Genomic DNA, 19,151 nt, shown 5'->3' on the forward strand with positions numbered 1-19,151 from the left:
GACCGGAGCTCACCGAAGCGGTAGTCGCAGCCGTTCGCCCAGTACAGTCTTATCGGAGATCGAGAGCTACTCGAAGGCGACGATGCCCGTGAGATCTTCCCCGAGGATCAGCGAGTGGATGTCGTGAGTGCCCTCGTACGTGTAGACGGTCTCCATGTTCGCGAGGTGGCGCATCGGCGGATAATCCGTCGTGATGCCGTTACCGCCGAGCATCTCGCGGGCGACGCGGGCCTGCTCGCGGGCCATCCGGACGTTGTTGCGCTTCGCCATCGAGACCTGCTGGGGCCGCAACTCGTCGCGCTCTTTCAGTTCGGCGAGGCGGTGAGCCAGCAGCTGGGCCGTGGTAATCCGGGTCGCCATCTCGGCGAGCTTCTCCTGCTGAAGCTGGAAGCCGCCGATCGGCTTGCCGAACTGATCGCGGTCTGTGGCGTACTCGCGGGCCGCCTCGAAGCAGTCCCGCGCGGCGCCGACGGCGCCCCAGGCGATGCCGTACCGGGCCTGCGTGAGACAGGAGAGCGGCCCCTTCATTCCCGAGACGTCGGGCAGGACGTTCGCCGCGGGCACGACGGCGTCGTCGAGCGCGATCTCGCCGGTCACGGACGCGCGCATCGAGAGCTTGCCGTCGATCTCGTTCGTCGTCACGCCCTCGCGGTCGGTCTTGACGAGGAAGCCGCGGATCGGCCGGTCGGGATCCGAAGCGTCGCGCGCCCAGACCAGCGCGAGGTCGGCGATCGGCGCGTTCGTGATCCAGGTCTTGGTTCCGTTCAGCACGTAGCCGTCCGCGTCGTCCGCGCCGCGCCCGGCCGAGTCGTCGGCGCGCTCCGCAGTCGTCTCCATGCTGGCCGGATCGGATCCGTGTTCGGGTTCGGTCAGTCCGAAACAGCCCACCGCGTCGCCCGAGCCGAGCGCGGGCAGCCAGCGCTCCTTCTGTTCTTCGGAGCCAAAGGCGCGGATCGGATACATCACCAGCGCGCCCTGGACGCTGGCCATCGATCGGATTCCCGAGTCGCCGGCCTCTAACTCCTGCATCAGCAGGCCGTAGGCCGTCTCGGTCACGTTCGGCGAGCCGTACCCCTCCAGATTGGGCGCGTAGAACCCCATATCGCCCATCTCTCCGATCAGCTCCTCGGGAAACGTTCCGTTCTCGAAGTGATCGCCGATCTCCGGTTTGACGCGGTCGGCGACGAACTCGCGGGCGGTGTCCCGGATCAGCCGCTCCTCCTCGTCGAGATCCGCTTCCAGCCCCACGTAGTCGAGCATACCGGATACTAGGGGAGCAGCGTGAAAAGTACGACCGCCGAGCGCTCACCCCAGCCGCGGGTCTTCGAGCATCACCGCCATCTGCTGCTCGGCGACGTACTCGTCGTCGATCTTGAAGTGCGCCCGGCGGATGGCCTCGGTCTCCCAGCGGTGGTTCTCCAGGAAGCGCACGGCGTCCTGGTTCGTCGCCGGAATGCTCTGATAGACTTTCTCGTAGCCGTTCGAGGCAGCCCAGTCGAGGCCCCGCTCCATGAGGTGGCTGCCGATGCCGTGGCCGCGGTACTCTTCGAGGACGCCCATCGTCAGCTCGGCGGTGTGGCGCAGCTTCGCGAAGTTGGGCGAGTCGAGGTGGATCCACCCGACCACCTCGCCGTCCCGACGAGTGTTCGAGTCGGGGCTCGAAGCGCTCTGCGCTTCGGCGTCGACCGTCGCGACGAAGAACATCCGCGACTCGACGTCGTTGTGCCGGAACACGACCTCCTCGTGGTCGAGGAGATCCATCACCGACTCGGCGGTCAGGTACGCGCCCTCCTCGGAGACCGTCCGCATGACGTGGATCAGTCCCCGGAGATCCCCCTGCTTGGCCGGTCGAACGGTGAACTCGACGCCGTCGATCTCGTGGGTCGTCGGCTCGCCGACGTCGATCGCGATCCGGTAGATCCCGTCGCGCTCGTCGAGGTACCCCTCGTCGATCAGCTCCGACAGCTCCAGCTCGATCCGGTCGGCGTCCATCGCGAACTCGTCGTCCAGTTCGCCGCGCTCGACGACGCCGTTGCGCTCGACGTACTCGTAGATTCGCTTGCGGTCCTCGGTCTCGAACTCGGGTCGTTGCTGGACCTGCATCGCGTGCGAAGCTACTCCGGCGGCTCACTTAGCCATTGTATATCGGTAACGAACAACATGGACGCCGGGGTTGAAACTGCCCTTGGCCGTCGAACGTCGTCGCGAAAAACGGAGATCGGTCAGTCCGCGCCGGCAGCGTCGGCCGACTCGGAATCGGCGTCGAGTTCGGCGTCGGCTTCTGCGGTGTCGGCAACGTCCGCGGACGCCCGAACGTCCTCGACGAACGCGAGCCAGTTCTCGAAGACGGTCTTGGCCTCGCAGGCCTTTGCGTAGTTTTCCTCGGTGATGCCGTCGAGCACGCGCCGGATGCGCTCGTCGGGCAGGTCCTTGCCGAGCGTCACGTCGCGGGCCGTCTCGGGGTCGTACTCGGGGTGGAACTGGACGCCGAAGACGCGATCCTTGCGGAAGGCGTGGATCGAGTAGTCGTTCTCGGCGAGCACGTCGGCGCCGGGGGGTACCTCGGCGACCTCGTCGGAGTGGGTCGTGAAGGCGGTGAACCGCTCGTCGACGCCCTCGAACAGGACGGAGTCGCCGTCGTGTTGGATCTCCCGGTAGCCGATCTCGTACTCGCCCATCGCCGCGACCTCGCCGCCCAGCGCGTGGGCCAGCAGCTGGTGGCCCCAACAGACACCCAGACAGGGGAGGCCGGCGTCGACGGCCTCGCGAACCCACGCCGCTGTGGGCTCGATCCACTGTTCGTCCCAGTACACCGACGACCGGGAACCTGTGACGACGACGCCGTCGAAGCCCTCGACCGACTCGGGGAGTTCGGACGCGTTGGCGTCGAACTCCGCCAGGTCGGCGTCGAGCTCCCGCCGGAAGTTCCGGGGGGTGTTGGCGTCGTCGTGGGCTGCGTTGAGCACGGCGATGCGCGGTCGACTCATCGGTGTATCGTACAAGAGGATTCCACCCCATAGGGGTTTCGCCGCCCGCGAACGCTGCCACCAACTGTGACCGGCGCGCCCGCGCCATCCGGCCGCCGCCGCGTCCGCTGCGGACCGGCGTCGGGACGCCGCGGCGGCCGCTGCGGATCGGCGTCGGGACGCCGCGGCGGCCGCTGCAGACGCCGCGGCCGCTACAGTTCCACGTCGCCGTGCTCCTCCAAGAATCCCAGCAGCCGGTCGTTGACCGCCGCGGAGTACTCGATCCCGACGAGGTGGCCCGCGTCGGGCGCGATCTCCAGTTCGGCGTTGGGCAGCCCCTCCGCGAGCGCCTCGGCGTTCGACGGCGGCACGACCCGATCCTCGCCGCCGTGGATCACGAGCGTCGGTAGCGTGATCTCGTACAGCGGGCCATCGCACTCGTAGCTCGCGAACGCCTCCTCCTGGGCATCCCAGGCGTCGCGCTCGGCGTCGTCCTCGGCGCGCCACGCGGCGATCCGATCGAGCGCCTCCGGGTGTGCCTCCCGGAAGTCGGCAGAAAGAACCGGTTCCAGCGACGCGCGCAGCGCCGCCTGGTCGTCTGGCGGCGCGAACATCGCTTTTCGGGGGTCGGCGGGCAGATCGGCGTCCGGCCCGCCGGCGCTCGCGCCCAGCAGCGTCAGCGTCTTCGCGCGGCCGTGGCGCCGGGCGTGCTCCAGCGCGACCATCCCGCCGAGTCCGGATCCCACGAGGTGGACGGTTCGAACGTCGTGCTCCGAGAGCACCGTCTCAAGGTCGGCGGCGAGCTGCGGGACGGTGTAGGGCCCCTCGGGCGCGTCCGACCGGCCGGTCCCGCGCAGGTCCCAGGTGACCGTCTCGAAGGGCCCGGCCAGCGCGTCGTACTGCCAGCCCCAGAGCCAGGCGCCGTAGCCCAGATCCTCGACGAACGCGACGGCCTCGCCGTCGCCGTCGGCCTCGTAGTAGAGTTCGACCCCCTCGCGCTCGATCGTCGGCATGGGACGGGATCGGTCGCGCGGGGGTTTGTAACGTTCGGTCCGCTGCGCTTTCCGCCGACCCGCGGGCGAACGGTTAAGTGCGAAAATCCGCTAGGTTCGGGTACGGATCATGGCACTGCCCGAGGGACTCCCGCTCTGGGCCTACGGGTACGCGGCGGCGTTCGCGCTCGTCCACGGCGCCGTGCTGTACTACCTCTACCGATCGACCGCGTCGACGCCGAGCGACGACGCCGCCGACACGGAGAGCGAGGCGACGACCGTCGTCTGCGAGCACTGCGGGACCGAGAACGACCTCGAGTACCGCTTCTGCCGAAACTGCGTGCAGGAGCTCTCCGGCCCGAGCGGGTCGGACGCCGGTGATGGCAAACCGGCCTCGCCGGGAATTCTCTGAGTATCGGTCCGGAACTACCGCACGGTTCGACGTTTTTACCCGTTAGTGGCCCGAACTTTCGACGACAATGGCTGACAGGGACCCGGACGACCGGCGGGACGGCGACGACTGGGGAAACCGCGACGACCGGGGAGACGGCAACGGCGAGGAGTGGGCAAGCGGCGACGATGACCGGTCGGAGGAACTGTCCTCGAACGGCGGCAGTCCGGACCCGGCGGGCGCCGCGCCGGGCGGAACCGACGGCCGGCTGACGATCAAGGGACTGCTCTCGACGACCGCGGTGTCGGCCGCGGTGCTCCTGCTCGGCGTCGCCGTCGGGATGGTCGGGCTGGTCGCCTCGATCACCGTGCTCTCCGTGGGGTTCGGCATGGGCTTTGACACCGGCCAGAACGTGACGGTACTCATCGTCCTCCAGCTCGTGCTGTTGCAGGGGGTCGGATTTGGCGTCGCCTCACTGGCCTATCTCCGGTACAGGGGCCTCGGCCTCGAGTACCTCCGCACTCGCTCTCCGACCTGGAGCGACGTCAAGTGGGTGGTCGGCATCTTCGTCGCGTCGTTCGCGATCCTGATCGCGGGCAACCTGTTCCTCTCGGCGCTCGGGCTCGGCGGGGAGGGCCACTCCATCGCCGAAACCGCGTCGGGGAACCCGGAGATCCTGCTCGCGCTGATCCCCCTGTCCTTTCTCCTGATCGGCCCCGGCGAGGAACTGCTGTTCCGCGGCGTCATCCAGAACGCGTTCGTCGACCGGATCGGCGTCAGAAGCGGCATCGCGGCGTCGAGCGCCTTTTTCGTCCTGATCCACCTGCCGAACTACAGCGGCCTCGAGGGGCTGCCGACGCTGGGACTGCTGTTCGTCATCAGCCTCACCTGGGGGTACGCCTACGAGCGGACGGACAGCCTGTTCGTGCCGGCGATGGCCCACGCCGCGTACAACGCCACGCAGTTCGGGCTCCTGTACATCACCCTGAAGTACGCGCCGGAGACGAGTTCGGCGCTGCTGAGTTCGGCGCTGCTGTTGTGATCGGGTACGCTGCCCGTCTTCCTAGTCGCCGCGGAGCTTGTCGACCAGCCAGATCGCGGCGATGAACGGCGCCAGCGGTAACAGCAAGAACAGCGTGCCGGCGGCGAGCAGGAGCCCGATCGCGTTCATCCCGAGGTTCGGCTTGGCCGGGTTCGGTGACGTCGCCGAGCGAGTCATACGCTAGTGGTACGTGCCACTTACCCAAGAAGTTTGCTCCGAACGAGCGTGTGCCGAGGTACGCAGCAGGCGACCGGCGCTACCAGGGCTCGTCCTTGAGGCCGAGCGCGTACGCGATGCCGTTGGTCAGCAGGTGCAGCGCCGGCGTCAGCACGACGACGACGGCGAGCACGGGGAGGGTGAACCAGGCAGTGAACCAGTCGAACGCGACGATCGCGGTCAGGCCCAGCGAGACGATCACGAAGTCGAGCTGGTCGACGCCGGGGAACGCCGCGCCGCGCTCGCGACCCGTCCGGCGCTTGAGGAACGAAGCGAGGATGTCGCCCAGCATCGCGCCAAAGGGGAGCGCGACCATCGCGGCCGCCGGGAACGTCGGCACTGCGACGCCGAGCGCGTCTTCGGCGCCGGGCGCCAGCGCGTTCAGCAGGGCTGCGAGCGCGACGCCGACCAATGTGCCGACCGCGGTGCCCCGCCAGGTCTTTCCGTCGCCGAGCACCCGGCGGCCGCCCCAGGTCCGGCCGCCGTCGATCGGTCGACCGCCCCCCGCGAGTACCGCCGCGTTGTTCGGCACGTACGCCGGGAGCATCGCCCAGACGGCGACGATCACGGCTTCGATAACGCTCATGCCCGGGACCAGTCGGCCCCGCGATATAAACGCTCCCGATTCCGGGCGCTCCGGCGGCCGGCGCGACGCCGGCTCCGCACCGGCGAGCGCGAGCAGGCAAACGTTACAAGCCGTCGCCCCGAATCCGCCGACATGATCCCACCGATCGCCGACAACTTCGTCGCGGGCGAGACCGCGCCGGAGGCGATCGACCGCGCTCTGGAACTCGACGAGCGGGGAGTTTCGACGATCCTGAACCTGCTCGGGGAACACTACGAGCGACCGGAACCGGCCGCCGAGGACCGCGACGCGTACGTCCGCCTGATCGAGGATCTCGACGACGCCGGCGTCGAGGCGTGCGTCTCGGTCAAGCCGTCGCAGCTGGGACTGGACCTCGGCAAGTCGACGTTCCGGTCGAACCTCGAGACGGTGGTCGAGACGGCCGCCGAGCGCGACGCGTTCGTCTGGATCGACATGGAGAACCACGAGACGACCGACGCGACGCTCGACGCCTTCGAGGCGCTGGCGACGACCCACGAGTGGACCGTCGGCGTCTGCCTGCAGGCCAACCTCAAGCGCACGCGCAAGGACCTCGCACGGCTGATCGACGTCCCCGGGAAGTTCCGGCTGGTGAAGGGCGCCTACGACGAGCCCGAGGACATCTCCTACACACGGAAAGCGCGCGTGAACGAGGAGTACCGCGAGCTGCTGCGCTACGCGTTGGCGAACCGCGAGCGCGGCATCGCCGTCGGCAGCCACGACCCCGCGATGATCGAACACGCCGGCGCGCTGGCCGCCGAGCACGGCGCCGACTTCGAGATCCAGATGCTGATGGGCGTTCGCGAGCCGGCCCAGTTCGACCTGGCGGCGGACTACGACGTCTACCAGTACGTCCCCTACGGCGACCGGTGGCTGTCGTACTTCTACCGGCGGGTCGCCGAGCGCCGGGAGAACGCGCTGTTCGCGGTGCGGGCGGCGCTGGGGGTGTAAACGGGCCATTCTCCGCGGGACTGGACGCGCGATTTGCGCTCGCCGCCCCGGCCGTGTCGTCACGCGATCAACAATAACAGCGCTGATTAGGCAGGGTTACAAAGGGGGTGGCAATGGCAACGTGGAAGCGGGACTTCGCGAGCGGCCTCGTCGTTCTCGTCCCCATCATCGTCACGCTCTGGGTGCTGGTGTGGCTCTTTAACTTCATCTCGGGAGCGCCGCTGGTCAACGAGATCGACCAGGGACTGCTCGTCGACCTGGGGTTCGAAGGGATCGGCAACAGCGCCGTCAGCGCCGTTCGCGTGCTCGTGACGATCGTCGTGTTCCTGACCGTCGTGTTCGCGGTGGGCTACCTGATGCGTACGGCGCTGGGCAACGTCGCCGAGGACAAGCTCGACGACCTGATCAACCGCCTGCCGGGGCTTCGAGTCGTGTACAACGCCTCGAAGATGGCCGCCGAAACCGCGCTCGGGGGCACCGAAGCCCTCCAGACGCCCGTCAAGGTGGAAGTGTGGGACGGCGTCCGCATGACGGCGTTCAAGACGGGCAAGCGAACGGACGACGGCCGCGAGCTGCTCTTTATGCCGACGGCGCCGAACATCACCACCGGGTTCGTGATCGAGGTCGAGCCCGAGGACGTCCAGGAGATCGACGAGCGCGTCGAGGACGCGCTGACCCGGCTTCTGAGCGCGGGCTTCGGCGACGCCAAAAACACCGGTAGTAGCGGCCTCCACGGCGTCCCGATCGACGTCCACGAGGCCGACGACGAAGCGGGGCGGCTCGCGGGCGGCGAGAGCGGGGGACGAGCGGGAACAGCAGGCGACCGCCGCGACGACGCCGACGGCCGGGTCGACGCCGGCGCGGACGAGTAGACGCCGCGCTCTCGGACCTGTTTTGCGGAAATCGGGCCGTCGAACGGCCGATGTTGCGCCGACTCAGACGTACGTGAACCAGTCGGCGTACTCGTCGCCGGGGTCCTCGACGAGATCGAAGAAGCGCTGCTGGATCTCCTCGGTGACCGGGCCGCGCGTGCCCGAACCGATCTCGACGTTGTCGACCTGCCGGATCGGCGTGACCTCGGCGGCGGTACCGGTGAAGAACAGCTCGTCGGCGGTGTGGAGCTGGCCCCGCGAGATCGTCGCGTCGTCGTGGACCGTGTATCCCAGGTCGCGGGCGACCTCGATGACGCTCTGGCGCGTGATGCCGTCGAGGATCGACTGGGACAGCGCCGGTGTGTACAGCTCGCCGTCGTTGACCATGAAGATGTTCTCGCCGGGGCCCTCCGCGACGTAGCCTTCCTTGTCGAGCACGATCGCCTCGGTGTACCCGTTGCGCCGGGCCTCCTCGCCGGCGAGCATGCTGTTGACGTACAGTCCGGTCGTCTTGGCGTTGGTCGGAATCTGGCTCGAGGAGTGCTTGCGCCACGAGGAGACCATCACCTCGACGCCGTTCTCCAGGGCCTCCTCGCCGAGGTACGCGCCCCACGGCCAGCAGGCGATGGCGACCCGCGTCGGACAGTCCTTCGGACTGACGCCGAGGCTGTTGTAGCCGTAGAACGCGATCGGGCGGATGTAACACGACTCGAGGTCCTGACGCCGGATGAGCTCCATCGTCGCCTCGGTGAGCTCCTCGCGGTCGTGCTCGATGTCCATCTCGTAGGGCTTTGCCGACTCGTAGAACCGGTCGAGGTGGGCGTCCCACCGGAAGACTGCCGGGCCGTCCGCGGTGTCGTAACAGCGGACTCCCTCGAAGATGCCGGTGCCGTAGTGAAGACCGTGCGTGAGGACGTGCACCTGGGCGTCGTCCCAGTCCTGGAACTCGCCGTCCATCCAGATGGTGTCGACGTCCATCTCGTCAAATCCCATAGGCGCCCAATTGGACCCCGTCGTTAAGAGTGTTCACGGTTTGCAGGCGGGACGTTCCCGGGGCATCCGGCCGTCGGTCGGCGACCTCGGAGGACGCTACGCGTCAGTGTCCAGCAGCTCCCAGAGCCGATCGCGGTCGCCGTCCATGCGCTCCAGCAGATCCCGAAACTCCGCGCGCGTCTCCGGCGTCACGTCGACGGCGACCATCCCGCGGTCGGGCTGGCCGTAGACGACCGTCGCGCCCTCGGGCGCGGCCAGCACCGCCGGGAGCGTCGCGAGGTCCTCCTCGCCGTCGACGACGATCGTGGTCGGGCCGTCCCGCGCGACGGCGTCGCGCAGCGCGATCAAGAGCTCGTCCGTCAGGGTTCCCGCCGGGTTAGCGGCCTCGATGCGGTCCGCTCCGGCGTCGACTGCGTCGCGCACCTCGTCGTCGACCGCGTGGCGCTTCGTCCGGCCGTCGACCAGCGCGACGTCCGGTCGGCGGTCGGCGCGCTCGAAATGGTAGGTCACGATGTCGCCGACGGCGATCAGGGGATCGCCGGCCTCGTTCAGCAGTTCCTCAGCGTCGGTGTACAGCGGTCCGAGCGGATCTTTGAACGCCGCCCGCAGCTCGTCGGGGAGCCGGACGATGACCGTCGCGTCGCCGTCGGCTTCAGAAGGAGCACAGTCGCTGTCGGACGCCGACGGATCGGCGTTCTCGTCGTCTGCGGGAGAGTTGCCGTCGTCGCGGGCCACGCTGGCTACCGGACTTTCAGCGCGTACGCGCCGGGTTCGGTCACTTCCATCTCGGTGGCGATCCGGCTCTCCTCGGGGTGGGCGACGATGACGTAGCCCGCCCAGTCCTCGGTGAGGCTGCTCGACCCGCAGGCGACGCAGGTCTGGTCGTCGGGGTCGTTGACGCGGTGGCACTCGCGACAGACGAGTCGATCCTCGGCCATCAGCTCTCACCGGCTTGCGCCTGGCGCTCCTGGCGGTCCTCCTCGAGCCAGCCGTGCTTGCCGAGCCCGGGCTGCTTGGCCGTCAGGCCGATCTTGGAGTCCCGCGGGTTGCGCTCGTCGATGCTCTTGGTGACGATGCGTGCGCGGACGGCGTCGTCGGTCCCCAGCGCGCGGTCGGACTCGTTGGAGGCCAGCCGCTGGTTCTCCGAGTCGAACGCGAGGTACTCGTTGGAGATCTGGGAGACGTGGAGCAGCCCGTCGACGGGGCCGATCCCGACGAACGCGCCGAACTCCACGGTCTCGACGACCGTCCCGTCGACGACCTCCTGCATCTGGGGGTCGAACGTGACGGCGTCGAACTCGGCCTCGTAGTAGACGCCCGGCCGGTTGGGCAACACGGCGCCCTGTCCGATGTCGTGGACGTTGACGACGCTGACGACGGAGCCCACGTCCTCGTCCATGCGCCCCTCGAGTTTGTCCTGCAGCAGCTTCTTGACGAGCTCCGGCGTGACGTTCGCGAGCTCGCGCGGCGGTACCTCGACCGTGTCCTTCAGTCTGACCCGTTTGTACATTGCTATGGTTGAGTAACTGCGAGTTTGTTCTTGCCCCTTAAACCAATTACTGCGACGCCCGCGTCGAGCGCCCGCTCCTGTAAGGGCTGGTCGTTCGTGACGACGTAGTCCGCGACGCCCTCGCGGGCGAGTTCGACGACCGCGTCGTCGGCGTACGACGCCTCCGTGTCGACGAGCAGGCAGCGATCCGTCGCCAGATCGTGGCCCACGCTCGCCGCGATGCCCTCCTCGCCGCCCTTCTCGGCGAGCTTGCGGAGCTCCTCGACGACCGCCTGCGGGGCGGTCGGCTCGTGTCCGTCGAGGAGCCGTTCGAGCTCGTCGAACAGCCGGACGTCGAGTTCGACTGGCATCATCAAGGCGTTCGTATCGACGACGACGGTCGAGACCATCCTATCCCTGTAGCGTTCCGATGCCGATCAGCCGCCAGCGCGCGCCGACCCGGCGGTTGATCGCGATTTTCGCGCCCTCGGCGGCGCAGACGGGCCGCTTGAGCGCGACCTCGCACTCGTCGTCGCGGGCGCTCGTGACCGATCCGACCGTCGTCGCGGTGCCGATCGTCAGCATCAGCGGCTCGCCGGTCGAGATCTCGTCGACCTCGCCGCTGTCCTGCCCGACGATCCGGTCGAGCAGGTCGACCTCCATCTCGAAGGAGTTCCACGTCGGCGGCAGCGTCCCCGGCGGTCCGGCGAGCTGGCCCGCGAGCGCGTCGCCCTTGGTGAGACTGGGATCGAGTCCGGTGCCGACGCCGAGCAGTCCGCCCGGCGTGACCGTCTCGACGTTCTCGCCGCCGGCCTGCAGCGAGCGGATCTCGGTCGTGATCGGCCGATACTCCGACTGTCCGCCCTCCTCGACCTCGCGACCGGGGCGGACCTCGATCTCCTCGCCGTCGTTCAGTTCACCTTGCGCGAGCGAGCCGCCCAGGACGCCGCCGGTGAGGTCCTCCCAGGTCGTGCCCGGGCGATTGATGTCGAAGCTGCGCGCGACGTGCATCCGGGCGTCGGCGTCGGGATCGCGATCCGGCGTCGGGATCTCCTCCTCGATCGCCTGGATCAGCACGTCCATGTTGACCTCCTGCTGGGCGCTGATCGGGACGATCGGGGCGTCCTCGGCGACGGTTCCCTCGACGAACTCCTGGATCTCCTCGTAGCTCTCGCGGGCCCGATCGGCGTCGACGAGGTCGACCTTGTTCTGGACCACGACGATGTTGTCGATGCCGATGATGTCCAGGGCCATCAGGTGCTCTTCGGTCTGGGCCTGCGGGACCGGCTCGCTGGCGCTGATCACCAGCACCGCGCCGTCCATGATCGCCGCGCCCGAGAGCATCGTCGCCATCAGCGTCTCGTGACCCGGCGCGTCGACGAACGAAACGGTTCGGAGCGGTTCGCTGGGGGAGCCGTCTGCGCACTCTTCCTCGACGGTGTAGCGCTCGGGTTCCTCCAGGTCCGGACATTCGCGGAACGTCGCGTCCGCGTAGCCGAGACGGATAGAGATACCCCGCTTCATCTCTTCGGAGTGCTGGTCGGTCCACTCGCCGGACAGGGCCTGCACGAGCGTGGTCTTGCCGTGATCGACGTGGCCGACCAGTCCGATGTTCACCTCCGGTTGTCGGTGATCGTCTGACATATGGGGAGTAATCTTGGTAGTTTTTCGCCCCGAACGACTGATAAACCTACTGTTCTCGACGCGCGATCCGGGGCGTGCGCCCCGCTCGCTCACAGCACTGTGGCCCGGGCCGCGTCGGTACCGGCCCGTGCGCTTCGGCGTCGGGACGCCGCTGCGGGGGCGCCGATCCGCGCTTCGGCGTCGTCGGTCGACTTTTGTTCGCCCGCGCCTACCTCCGGACGTGCGCGAGTTCGCGTTCGAGCTGTCGCTGTGCGCCCACCTGGAGGCGACGACCGAGGACGTCGTGAGCCGCCAGCTCGGCGCCGGCGTCGACCGGCCGGGCAAGCGGATCGTCGACGTCGTTTGCGTCGAACCGGGGCCCGCCTTCGACGAGCGGACCGCGATCACCCCCGCCGTGATTCCCGACGCGGCGATCGAGTGCGACGCCGGACCGGGCCGGTTCCAGCCACGCGGCCGAGTCATCGACGGGCCGCCCGAGCACAAGCGTCACGTCGTCGAGCGGGCGGTCGAGGCGGGCTTTTTCGAGCGCGAGCGCCGCGGCGGCCGCGAGTACGTCCGACAGGTCGCGCGGTATCCCGACGACTGGTTCGGTCGGATCGTCGGCATCGAGAACAAGCCCGACCTCGGGACGCCGGGCGATCTCGAAACCCAGCTCCGCAAGGACGTCAGTCTCGCGCTGGTCGACGAGGCGATCCTGGCGACCGAGAGTCACGTCACCGGCGCCCACCTGAACCGCATTCCCGAGGAGATCGGCGTCTGGCGCGTGGATCCGGACGCCGATCCCGAGAATCAGATCGACGTGCTCCGCGAGCCGACGCCGCTGGACGTCGACGGACCGGGGATCGAACTCCACGACGAACGACCCGCCGAAGCCGGGATCTATCCGGCGACCGCCGCGGAGAAGGCCCGAGCGCGGCGTCAACTCGCCGAGCGCGCCTACGGGAAAGGGTGGCGCACCTACGAACTGCCGGGCTGCGGCGCCGCCGAGGCCGGCGAGCGCGAGGGCGTCGCCGGATTGCCCTACTGCGCCTGGAAGGGTCGGCTGGTCGATCCGGCGAGCGAGTGCGGACCGACTTGCGGCGGGTACGAGTCCGCTGAGCCGCCCGACGCCGACCTCGCCGCGGCGCGCGCGGAGAGCGCGCCGTGGGTCGCGGACCCCGAGGGGCGACAGCGGCGCCAGGCCGGGCTCGATCGGTTCGGGTGAGACTGCTCCGGTTTCGTAGCGCGTATAGGCGCGGAATCGCCTACGATCCGACACGCACTCGGCGGGCGCCGTCCGCCGATTCTTCGATCTTCAATGCGACGTGACAGCACCGATTCGGCGGATAGCACCGCAACGGAAGGCGCGAACTCGACGGGGAACTCGTCCGAGAGCGGCGGCCCGACGAGCACCGACGCCGGCGACGGGCGTGCCGATCAGGACCAGCCCGTGACGTTCACCCGACGAGGAATCCGAGACGGGTTCGTCAAGTGCGTCCCCGTCTCGCTCGGCGTGGCGGGCTACGGGATCGCGTTCGGCGTCCTCGCCCAGCAGGCCGGACTCAGCGTCGCCGAGGCGACCCTGATGAGCGCCGTCGTGGTCGCCGGGGCGGCCCAGGTGATCGCGGTCGAGCTCTGGGCCGATCCGATCCCGGTCGCGCTGGTCGTCGGCACGGCGTTCGTCGTCAATCTCCGGTACACGCTGATGGGGGCGGCGCTGCGGCCGTGGCTGCGCGATTTGACGCCACTGCAGGCGTACGGCAGCGTCTTTTTCATGGCCGACGAGAACTGGGCGCTGACGATGGGCGAGCTCCGATCGGGAGGTACCAAGGGAGCGTTCCTGCTCGGCAGCGGGCTCGCGATCTGGGCGTTCTGGGTCGGCTCGACGGTGCTGGGCGCGACGGCCGGAGCGACGATCGGCGAGCCCTCCCGGTACGGCCTGGACTTCGTGCTGGTGGCCGTGTTCCTCGCCATCGCGGTGTCGCTGTGGGACGGCGCGTCCGATCTCGTTCCGTGGGCCGGCGCGCTGCTCGTCGCCGTGCTGAGTTCCCAACTGCTTCCCGGAAGCTGGTACATCCTGGCGGGCGGGATCGCCGGGTTCGTACTGGAGGTGGCGCGCTTTGAGTCCTGACCTCTCGCTGACGCCGGTCGTCGTCGGCGTCGTGCTGGCGATGGCGCTGGGGACCTACGTCACCAAGGCCGGCGGGCTGTGGCTGCTGGGTCGGATCGACGTCTCGGAGCGCGTCGAGGCCGGGCTCGAAGTGCTTCCGGGCGCGATCGTCGTCTCGATCCTCGGGCCGGAACTGGTCGAGGGGGGCCCCGCGGAGTGGGGCGCAGCGGCACTCGTACTGTTGGTCGCCTGGAAAACCGAGAGCGTGCTGCTGGCGATCGTCGTCGGCGCGGGAGCCGTCGTCGCGCTCCGGGGCGTTTTGTAGCGGTCGGTCGCCGTTCAGAGTTCGTAGCGTTCGCCGTCGACCGCCAGCGGCTCCTCGAACGCTTCCTCGACGGGATAGAAGTGTGCGAGGTGGACCAGCCGCGTCTCGTCGGCGTCGAGCTCGTCGGCCAGATCGAGCGCGCCCTCGCGGGTCATGTGCTTGGTGCCGAACGTCCGCGGGACGCCGTCGTCGTCGTGGTCGGCGCCGCCGATCGGGTGGTGGTCACAGAGGCTGGCCGGGACGATGGCGTCGGCGAGAAAGAGGTCCGGATCGGCCAGCGCGTCGCGCGAGCGCTCGGGGATGTCGTAGCTCGTGTCGCCCGACAGCGAGAGCGTCGCGCCCGTCTCGGGATCCTCGATCGCGACGCCGTAGCAGACCAGCGGCGGGTGGTCGACCGGCACGAGCGTCACGTCGAGCCCACAGGTCCGGATCGTCTCGAACGGCGTCGCGGGCCGGGGCTCGACGGCGTCGAGGTAGCTGTACTTGCGCTCGATCGTCTCGACGACGCTCTCGCCGGTCTGGGGGTCGGTCTCGTCGGCGGCGTACACCGGGACGCCGTCGAGCAGCCGGTAGGCGTTTCCGAGGCCGTCGAGGTGGTCGAAGTGAACGTGAGAAATCAGGACGGCGTCGGGCAGGTCGACGCCCTCGCGGAGGAACTGGTAGCGGAAGTCCGGGCTGGCGTCGATCAGCAACGACTCGCCGGTGCGCTCGTTCCGGACGTGGACCGAGAAGCGCGTGCGCTCGACGCCGAGCTGGCGGCTGCGCTCGCAGGTGTCGCAGTCGCAGCCGACGGTCGGCGTCCCCGTCGTGTCGCCCGTTCCGAGTAGTGTGATCTCCATAGCGTAGAGTAGTGTTCGGCGTCAGCGCTCCGTTCGGTCAGTCGCGACGCGCGGGCGGTGAAGCGGCGAAGGCGCTTGCGTCAGTGCTCGTGGGCGTGGTCGTGCCCGCCGCCCGACTCGCCGCCGTCCGCGCCGATGTCGCCGCCGGCGACCAGCGCGTCGTGATCGCCGTCCATCATGTCCATGTTCTTGAGGTTGTCCCGCTCCTCGAAGTCCTCGACGGCGTCGACCAGATCCTGCTGGGTGAGCGTCGTCCGCTCCTCGGTCAGCGCGTCGAGCACGGCCTCCCGGAGCACCATCCGCAGGTCGCTGCCGGTCAGCCCCTCGGTGAGATCGGCGATCGCTTCGGGGTCGAACTCGTCTATATCCATCGCGCGCGTGATCACGCGCAGGATGTCCGCGCGCATCCCGGAGTCGGGCTTCGGGAAGTTGACGATCTCGTCGAAGCGGCGCCACGCCGCGGCGTCTAACTGGTCGGGGTGGTTCGTCGCGCCGATCAGCAACACGTCGTCCTCGATGAGGCTGACGTCGTCGATCGACTTCAGCAGCGTGTTGACCGCCCGCTTGATCGCGGCGTGCTCGTCGGACGCGCGGGTCTTCGCGACGAAGTCGAACTCGTCCATGAAGAGGATACACGGCGAGAGTCGCTTCGCCACCTCGAACACCTTCTCGACGTTCTTGGCCGTCTCGCCGAGGTACTGGCTGGTGATCATCGAGAGCTTGACCTCCACGAAGGGGAGATCGAGCGAGTGAGCCAGCCCGCGGGCGACCGACGTCTTCCCCGTTCCCGGCGGCCCGACGAACAGCAGCTTGCCGATCTCGCGCAGGCCGATCTGGGCGAGGTAGTCGCGGTGCTCGATCGCCTTGACGATCTTGTGGATCTCGTTTTCCTGGTCGGTCGTCAGCACCAGGTCGTCGAGCGTCATCTCGATCTCCTCGGGCGCGCGGATGTCGACCAGGTCGAGCATCTCCTCCTCGTCCTCGTCGTCGAAGTACTCCTCGAGCAGGCTGTCGATCCACACCCGGTCGGCCTGAATCGGCCGGTTGGCCTCGCGAGCGCGCTCGTAGTCGATCTCGCGGTCCTCGCCGAAGCGGTAGGCGAGCGTCGGGTTCGTCCGCAGGCGCTCGTCGTCGGCCCGCTCGAGGAACCACTCCTCGGCCATCTCGGGCTGGTTGATCGAGATCGAGCCCGAGAACTCGTCGCGCTCGGTGAACATCAGGTCCGAGACGGCCTCCCAGGGCTGGTCGACGCCCGTCCCCGCTCTGGCGGTGCTGTTCGTCGCCGACAGCGGGCGCTCGATCTCGCCGTCGCTCCAGAACACCCGCCGGAACCGCGGGGGGAGGTCGTTGGCGTCGAGGTCCCGCTCGTCCGTGAAGATCCGCGTCGTCAACAGAAACTCGACGACGTCCATCGCCGCGTTGCTCATTCCCCGATAGGTTGGTTCGGACGACTCTTAAGGCCGTCGAAGCGTCACGGCCCCGAGCTGTCGATCCGACGCCGGAACGGCCGCTACCAGTACTCCTCGGTGTCGTCGCGTCGCGAGGAATCGTCCTCGTCGTCGTTCCACGAAGGACTCGAGTCGTCGCGCCGAGAATCGTCGTCCGCGGCGCCGAAGCCGCCGCGTTCGTCCCGTGACTGTCCGAAGTCGCTCCGATCGTCGCGGGCCTGTCCGAACCCGTCGTCGCGCCGGTCGCGGTCGTCGGTCGTTCCCCAGCCGTCGTCGACCTCCGGCTCGCCGCCTCGCGGACCGTCGCCCCACTCGTCGCCGCCCGAGGCGCCCTCGCGGGCGCCGTTGCGGAAGTGCTGGATCACCGCCCCGAGACCCAGCGAGATCGCTGCGAGGCTGACGAGTATGTTCAGCACCGGGATCTGACCCAGAAGTGCCAGGGCGACGAAGCCGACCAGGTAGCCGATCCACAGGTTCTTCGCGGTGAGTTCGGTCCGGCGGTCGCTCGACGCGATCCGGTACAGCACTAGCCCGAGCGCGATGTTGATGACGGCCGAGGCAGGGATGAACAGAAGAATCAGAGCCAGCAACAGCGGGATCCCGAGCACCGCGCCGATCAGGGTTACAAACAGGATGACCGCCACGATGAACGTCCCGACGATCGTGGCGAATCCGACGATGCCGGTCTCGGCGGTATCCTCGCGAACGTACCGGACCGTGGACCGCGTGAACCCGGGCGCGAGGTGGATGAGCAGCGCGGCAACGATCACACCGAAGATCAACTGTGCGAGAACGGACCCCAGCCTGAACTCCGGGGAGAAGTACACCGACGGATCGGTCGGGACGTCACCAGCCTGCTGGGCACTCACGACTGCCGGAACCAGCAGCCCGAGCAGAATCGTCAGTACCGTGCGCCGAATCGTGCGTCTCATACATTTAGTCCGCTGGCAAAATACGATAAAATTGGTGGTCGACGCGAACGCCGACCGTAAACTCCGGAGGGGAGCGCGCCGAGTTCTACGCCCTTTTAAGTTCACGAACGACCATTCGGATAGTATGAGCGACGATACCACTCCCGTCATCGCGGCGGCCTACCGAACACCGCAAGGGAAGGAAGACGGCGCGTTCGCCGACGTGCGTAGCGAGGACCTCTCGGTCCCGCTGATCGACGAGATACTCGCCAAAACCGGACTGTCCGGCGACCAGATCGACGATCTGATGTGGGGGTGTGCCCAGCAGCGCGGCGAGCAGGGCAACAACCTCGCGCGCGTCATCGCGCTGCTCTCGGAGCTGGGCGAGTCGGTGCCCGGGACGACGATCAACCGCTGGTGCGCCTCCTCGATGCAGGCCGTGATCTCGGCGTCCGACGCCGTCCGAGCCGGCCAGCGCGACGCGATCATCGCGGGCGGCGTCGAGTCGATGAGCCGCGTGAAGATGGGCGAGAACACCCACAACGTCCACCCGCGGATGAACGACCTGTACAACGTCGGCGAGCTCCAGATGGGGATGACCGCCGAGAAGGTCGCCGACGAGTACGACGTCAGTCGCGAGGAACAGGACGAGTACGCGCTGCGGAGCCACGAACGCGCCGCCGCGGCGACCGACGAGGGCCGGTTCGACGACCAGATCATCCCGATCGAGACCGAGGACGGCGTCGTCGACGAGGACGAGGGGATCCGCCGCGACACCTCGCTCGACAAGCTCGCCCAGCTCCCGACCGTGTTCAAGTCCGACGGGACGGTGACGCCGGGCAACGCCTCGCAGGTCAGCGACGGCGCCGCCGCGACGCTCGTGACGAGCAAGGCGTTCGCCGAGGACAACGGGCTGGACGTGCTCGCCGAGATCGGCTCGAACAACGTCGCGGGCGTCGATCCCACGGTGATGGGGATCGGCCCGGTGCCCGCGACCGAGGGGCTCTTGGAGCGCACGGGGCGAGAGATCGACGACTACGATCTGGTCGAGCTCAACGAGGCGTTCGCCAGCCAGACGGTGTACGCCCAGCGCGAGCTCGGCATCGAGGACGAGCGCTACAACGTCAACGGCGGCGCCATCGCGCTGGGCCACCCGCTGGGCGCCAGCGGCGCCCGGCTGCCGGTGACGCTCGTCCACGAGATGATCGAGCGCGACGCCGACCGCGGGCTGGCGACGCTCTGTGTCGGCTTCGGGCAAGGTGCGGCGATCGAGTTCGAGCGGCCCTGAGGCAACCGATTTTTGGCTTTTGTCCCAGCTTTTGCGAGGCCGAGCGCGAGCGCAGCGAGCGACTCGGCCGAGACAAAAGGTGGTCGCGGCA

23 protein-coding genes are annotated in these 19,151 nt (G+C 68.5%); 8 read left to right on the forward strand and 15 right to left on the reverse strand.

The features are described 5' to 3' along the window. Positions 1 to 66: 66 nt before the first annotated feature. The 4 genes from ABDZ81_RS03480 to ABDZ81_RS03495 form a co-directional block, all read right to left on the reverse strand. Entirely contained in the window at positions 67 to 1,260 is a 1,194-nt protein-coding gene (locus ABDZ81_RS03480; RefSeq protein ID WP_343772464.1) for an acyl-CoA dehydrogenase family protein, read from the reverse strand. 45 nt (positions 1,261 to 1,305) lie between these two features. Then, positions 1,306 to 2,103, reverse strand: a complete 798-nt coding sequence (locus ABDZ81_RS03485) for a GNAT family N-acetyltransferase (RefSeq protein ID WP_343772465.1) — start codon at positions 2,101 to 2,103, stop codon at positions 1,306 to 1,308. Between the two features lie 119 nt (positions 2,104 to 2,222). Further along, positions 2,223 to 2,987, reverse strand: coding sequence for a type 1 glutamine amidotransferase (locus ABDZ81_RS03490; protein ID WP_343772466.1), 765 nt, complete (start codon positions 2,985 to 2,987; stop codon positions 2,223 to 2,225). 191 nt (positions 2,988 to 3,178) lie between these two features. Beyond that, the gene (locus ABDZ81_RS03495; protein WP_343772467.1) at positions 3,179 to 3,979 is read right to left on the reverse strand and encodes an alpha/beta fold hydrolase; all 801 of its coding nucleotides are present in this window, start codon (positions 3,977 to 3,979) and stop codon (positions 3,179 to 3,181) included. Positions 3,980 to 4,088: 109 nt separating this feature from the next. Here ABDZ81_RS03495 and ABDZ81_RS03500 point away from each other — a divergent pair, with 109 nt between their 5' ends. Both ABDZ81_RS03500 and ABDZ81_RS03505 read left to right on the forward strand, forming a co-directional pair. Next, positions 4,089 to 4,370 (forward strand): DUF7577 domain-containing protein, encoded by a 282-nt coding sequence (locus tag ABDZ81_RS03500; protein ID WP_343772468.1) that lies wholly within the window; start codon positions 4,089 to 4,091, stop codon positions 4,368 to 4,370. A 67-nt stretch (positions 4,371 to 4,437) separates the two neighbouring features. After that, on the forward strand, positions 4,438 to 5,391 hold the full coding sequence (locus ABDZ81_RS03505; RefSeq protein ID WP_343772469.1) for a CPBP family intramembrane glutamic endopeptidase: 954 nt from the start codon (positions 4,438 to 4,440) through the stop codon (positions 5,389 to 5,391). 21 nt (positions 5,392 to 5,412) lie between these two features. On the opposite strand, the gene ABDZ81_RS03510 is transcribed toward ABDZ81_RS03505, so the two are convergent. Continuing rightward, on the reverse strand, positions 5,413 to 5,568 hold the full coding sequence (locus tag ABDZ81_RS03510; RefSeq protein WP_343772470.1) for a DUF7535 family protein: 156 nt from the start codon (positions 5,566 to 5,568) through the stop codon (positions 5,413 to 5,415). A 79-nt stretch (positions 5,569 to 5,647) separates the two neighbouring features. Further along, positions 5,648 to 6,193 (reverse strand): CDP-2,3-bis-(O-geranylgeranyl)-sn-glycerol synthase, encoded by a 546-nt coding sequence (locus ABDZ81_RS03515; RefSeq protein WP_343772472.1) that lies wholly within the window; start codon positions 6,191 to 6,193, stop codon positions 5,648 to 5,650. Between the two features lie 132 nt (positions 6,194 to 6,325). Between ABDZ81_RS03515 and ABDZ81_RS03520 the strand changes: the two genes are divergently transcribed. Both ABDZ81_RS03520 and ABDZ81_RS03525 read left to right on the forward strand, forming a co-directional pair. Next, positions 6,326 to 7,162 (forward strand): proline dehydrogenase family protein, encoded by an 837-nt coding sequence (locus ABDZ81_RS03520; RefSeq protein ID WP_343772473.1) that lies wholly within the window; start codon positions 6,326 to 6,328, stop codon positions 7,160 to 7,162. 113 nt (positions 7,163 to 7,275) lie between these two features. Continuing rightward, complete coding sequence (locus ABDZ81_RS03525; RefSeq protein ID WP_343772475.1) at positions 7,276 to 8,034, forward strand: DUF502 domain-containing protein; 759 nt, start codon at positions 7,276 to 7,278, stop codon at positions 8,032 to 8,034. Between the two features lie 63 nt (positions 8,035 to 8,097). On the opposite strand, the gene ABDZ81_RS03530 is transcribed toward ABDZ81_RS03525, so the two are convergent. The 6 genes from ABDZ81_RS03530 to ABDZ81_RS03555 all read right to left on the reverse strand — a co-directional run bounded on the left by ABDZ81_RS03530 (position 8,098) and on the right by ABDZ81_RS03555 (position 12,160). Continuing rightward, entirely contained in the window at positions 8,098 to 9,027 is a 930-nt protein-coding gene (locus ABDZ81_RS03530; RefSeq protein ID WP_343772476.1) for a branched-chain amino acid transaminase, read from the reverse strand. Positions 9,028 to 9,123: 96 nt separating this feature from the next. Further along, entirely contained in the window at positions 9,124 to 9,762 is a 639-nt protein-coding gene (locus ABDZ81_RS03535; RefSeq protein WP_377074429.1) for a GTP-dependent dephospho-CoA kinase family protein, read from the reverse strand. 5 nt (positions 9,763 to 9,767) lie between these two features. Then, positions 9,768 to 9,965, reverse strand: coding sequence for a transcription elongation factor subunit Spt4 (gene spt4 / locus ABDZ81_RS03540; RefSeq protein WP_343772477.1), 198 nt, complete (start codon positions 9,963 to 9,965; stop codon positions 9,768 to 9,770). Then, complete coding sequence (locus ABDZ81_RS03545) at positions 9,965 to 10,537, reverse strand: DNA-directed RNA polymerase (RefSeq protein ID WP_343772478.1); 573 nt, start codon at positions 10,535 to 10,537, stop codon at positions 9,965 to 9,967. Before ABDZ81_RS03545 ends, spt4 begins: the two co-directional genes overlap by 1 nt. Positions 10,538 to 10,539: 2 nt before the next feature. Next, a complete protein-coding gene (locus ABDZ81_RS03550; RefSeq protein ID WP_343772479.1) occupies positions 10,540 to 10,926 on the reverse strand; it encodes a type II toxin-antitoxin system VapC family toxin in 387 nt (128 codons plus the stop codon). A 1-nt stretch (position 10,927) separates the two neighbouring features. Next, a complete protein-coding gene (locus tag ABDZ81_RS03555; RefSeq protein WP_343772480.1) occupies positions 10,928 to 12,160 on the reverse strand; it encodes a translation initiation factor IF-2 subunit gamma in 1,233 nt (410 codons plus the stop codon). A 220-nt stretch (positions 12,161 to 12,380) separates the two neighbouring features. Here ABDZ81_RS03555 and ABDZ81_RS03560 point away from each other — a divergent pair, with 220 nt between their 5' ends. From ABDZ81_RS03560 to ABDZ81_RS03570, 3 genes are all read left to right on the forward strand, one after another. Further along, on the forward strand, positions 12,381 to 13,364 hold the full coding sequence (locus ABDZ81_RS03560; RefSeq protein ID WP_343772481.1) for a DUF5787 family protein: 984 nt from the start codon (positions 12,381 to 12,383) through the stop codon (positions 13,362 to 13,364). Between the two features lie 93 nt (positions 13,365 to 13,457). Continuing rightward, positions 13,458 to 14,270, forward strand: a complete 813-nt coding sequence (locus ABDZ81_RS03565; protein WP_343772482.1) for an AzlC family ABC transporter permease — start codon at positions 13,458 to 13,460, stop codon at positions 14,268 to 14,270. After that, positions 14,260 to 14,574, forward strand: a complete 315-nt coding sequence (locus ABDZ81_RS03570) for an AzlD family protein (RefSeq protein ID WP_343772483.1) — start codon at positions 14,260 to 14,262, stop codon at positions 14,572 to 14,574. The genes ABDZ81_RS03565 and ABDZ81_RS03570 overlap by 11 nt, the downstream gene beginning before the upstream one ends. Before the next feature lie 14 nt (positions 14,575 to 14,588). Here ABDZ81_RS03570 and ABDZ81_RS03575 read toward each other — a convergent pair whose 3' ends face one another. The 3 genes from ABDZ81_RS03575 to ABDZ81_RS03585 form a co-directional block, all read right to left on the reverse strand. Then, positions 14,589 to 15,413, reverse strand: coding sequence for an MBL fold metallo-hydrolase (locus tag ABDZ81_RS03575; protein WP_343772486.1), 825 nt, complete (start codon positions 15,411 to 15,413; stop codon positions 14,589 to 14,591). Between the two features lie 80 nt (positions 15,414 to 15,493). After that, positions 15,494 to 16,840, reverse strand: coding sequence for an ATP-binding protein (locus ABDZ81_RS03580; RefSeq protein WP_343772487.1), 1,347 nt, complete (start codon positions 16,838 to 16,840; stop codon positions 15,494 to 15,496). An 83-nt stretch (positions 16,841 to 16,923) separates the two neighbouring features. Continuing rightward, positions 16,924 to 17,793 carry a DUF8173 domain-containing protein gene (locus tag ABDZ81_RS03585; protein ID WP_343772488.1) on the reverse strand — a complete coding sequence of 290 codons (870 nt, stop codon included), beginning with the start codon at positions 17,791 to 17,793 and terminating at the stop codon, positions 16,924 to 16,926. A 124-nt stretch (positions 17,794 to 17,917) separates the two neighbouring features. Here ABDZ81_RS03585 and ABDZ81_RS03590 point away from each other — a divergent pair, with 124 nt between their 5' ends. Beyond that, positions 17,918 to 19,060: a thiolase family protein gene (locus tag ABDZ81_RS03590; protein WP_343772489.1), complete on the forward strand. Its 1,143-nt coding sequence runs from the start codon at positions 17,918 to 17,920 to the stop codon at positions 19,058 to 19,060. Positions 19,061 to 19,151: the final 91 nt, after the last annotated feature.

Source organism: Natronoarchaeum mannanilyticum (genome assembly GCF_039522665.1).
Taxonomy (GTDB): domain Archaea; phylum Halobacteriota; class Halobacteria; order Halobacteriales; family Natronoarchaeaceae; genus Natronoarchaeum; species Natronoarchaeum mannanilyticum.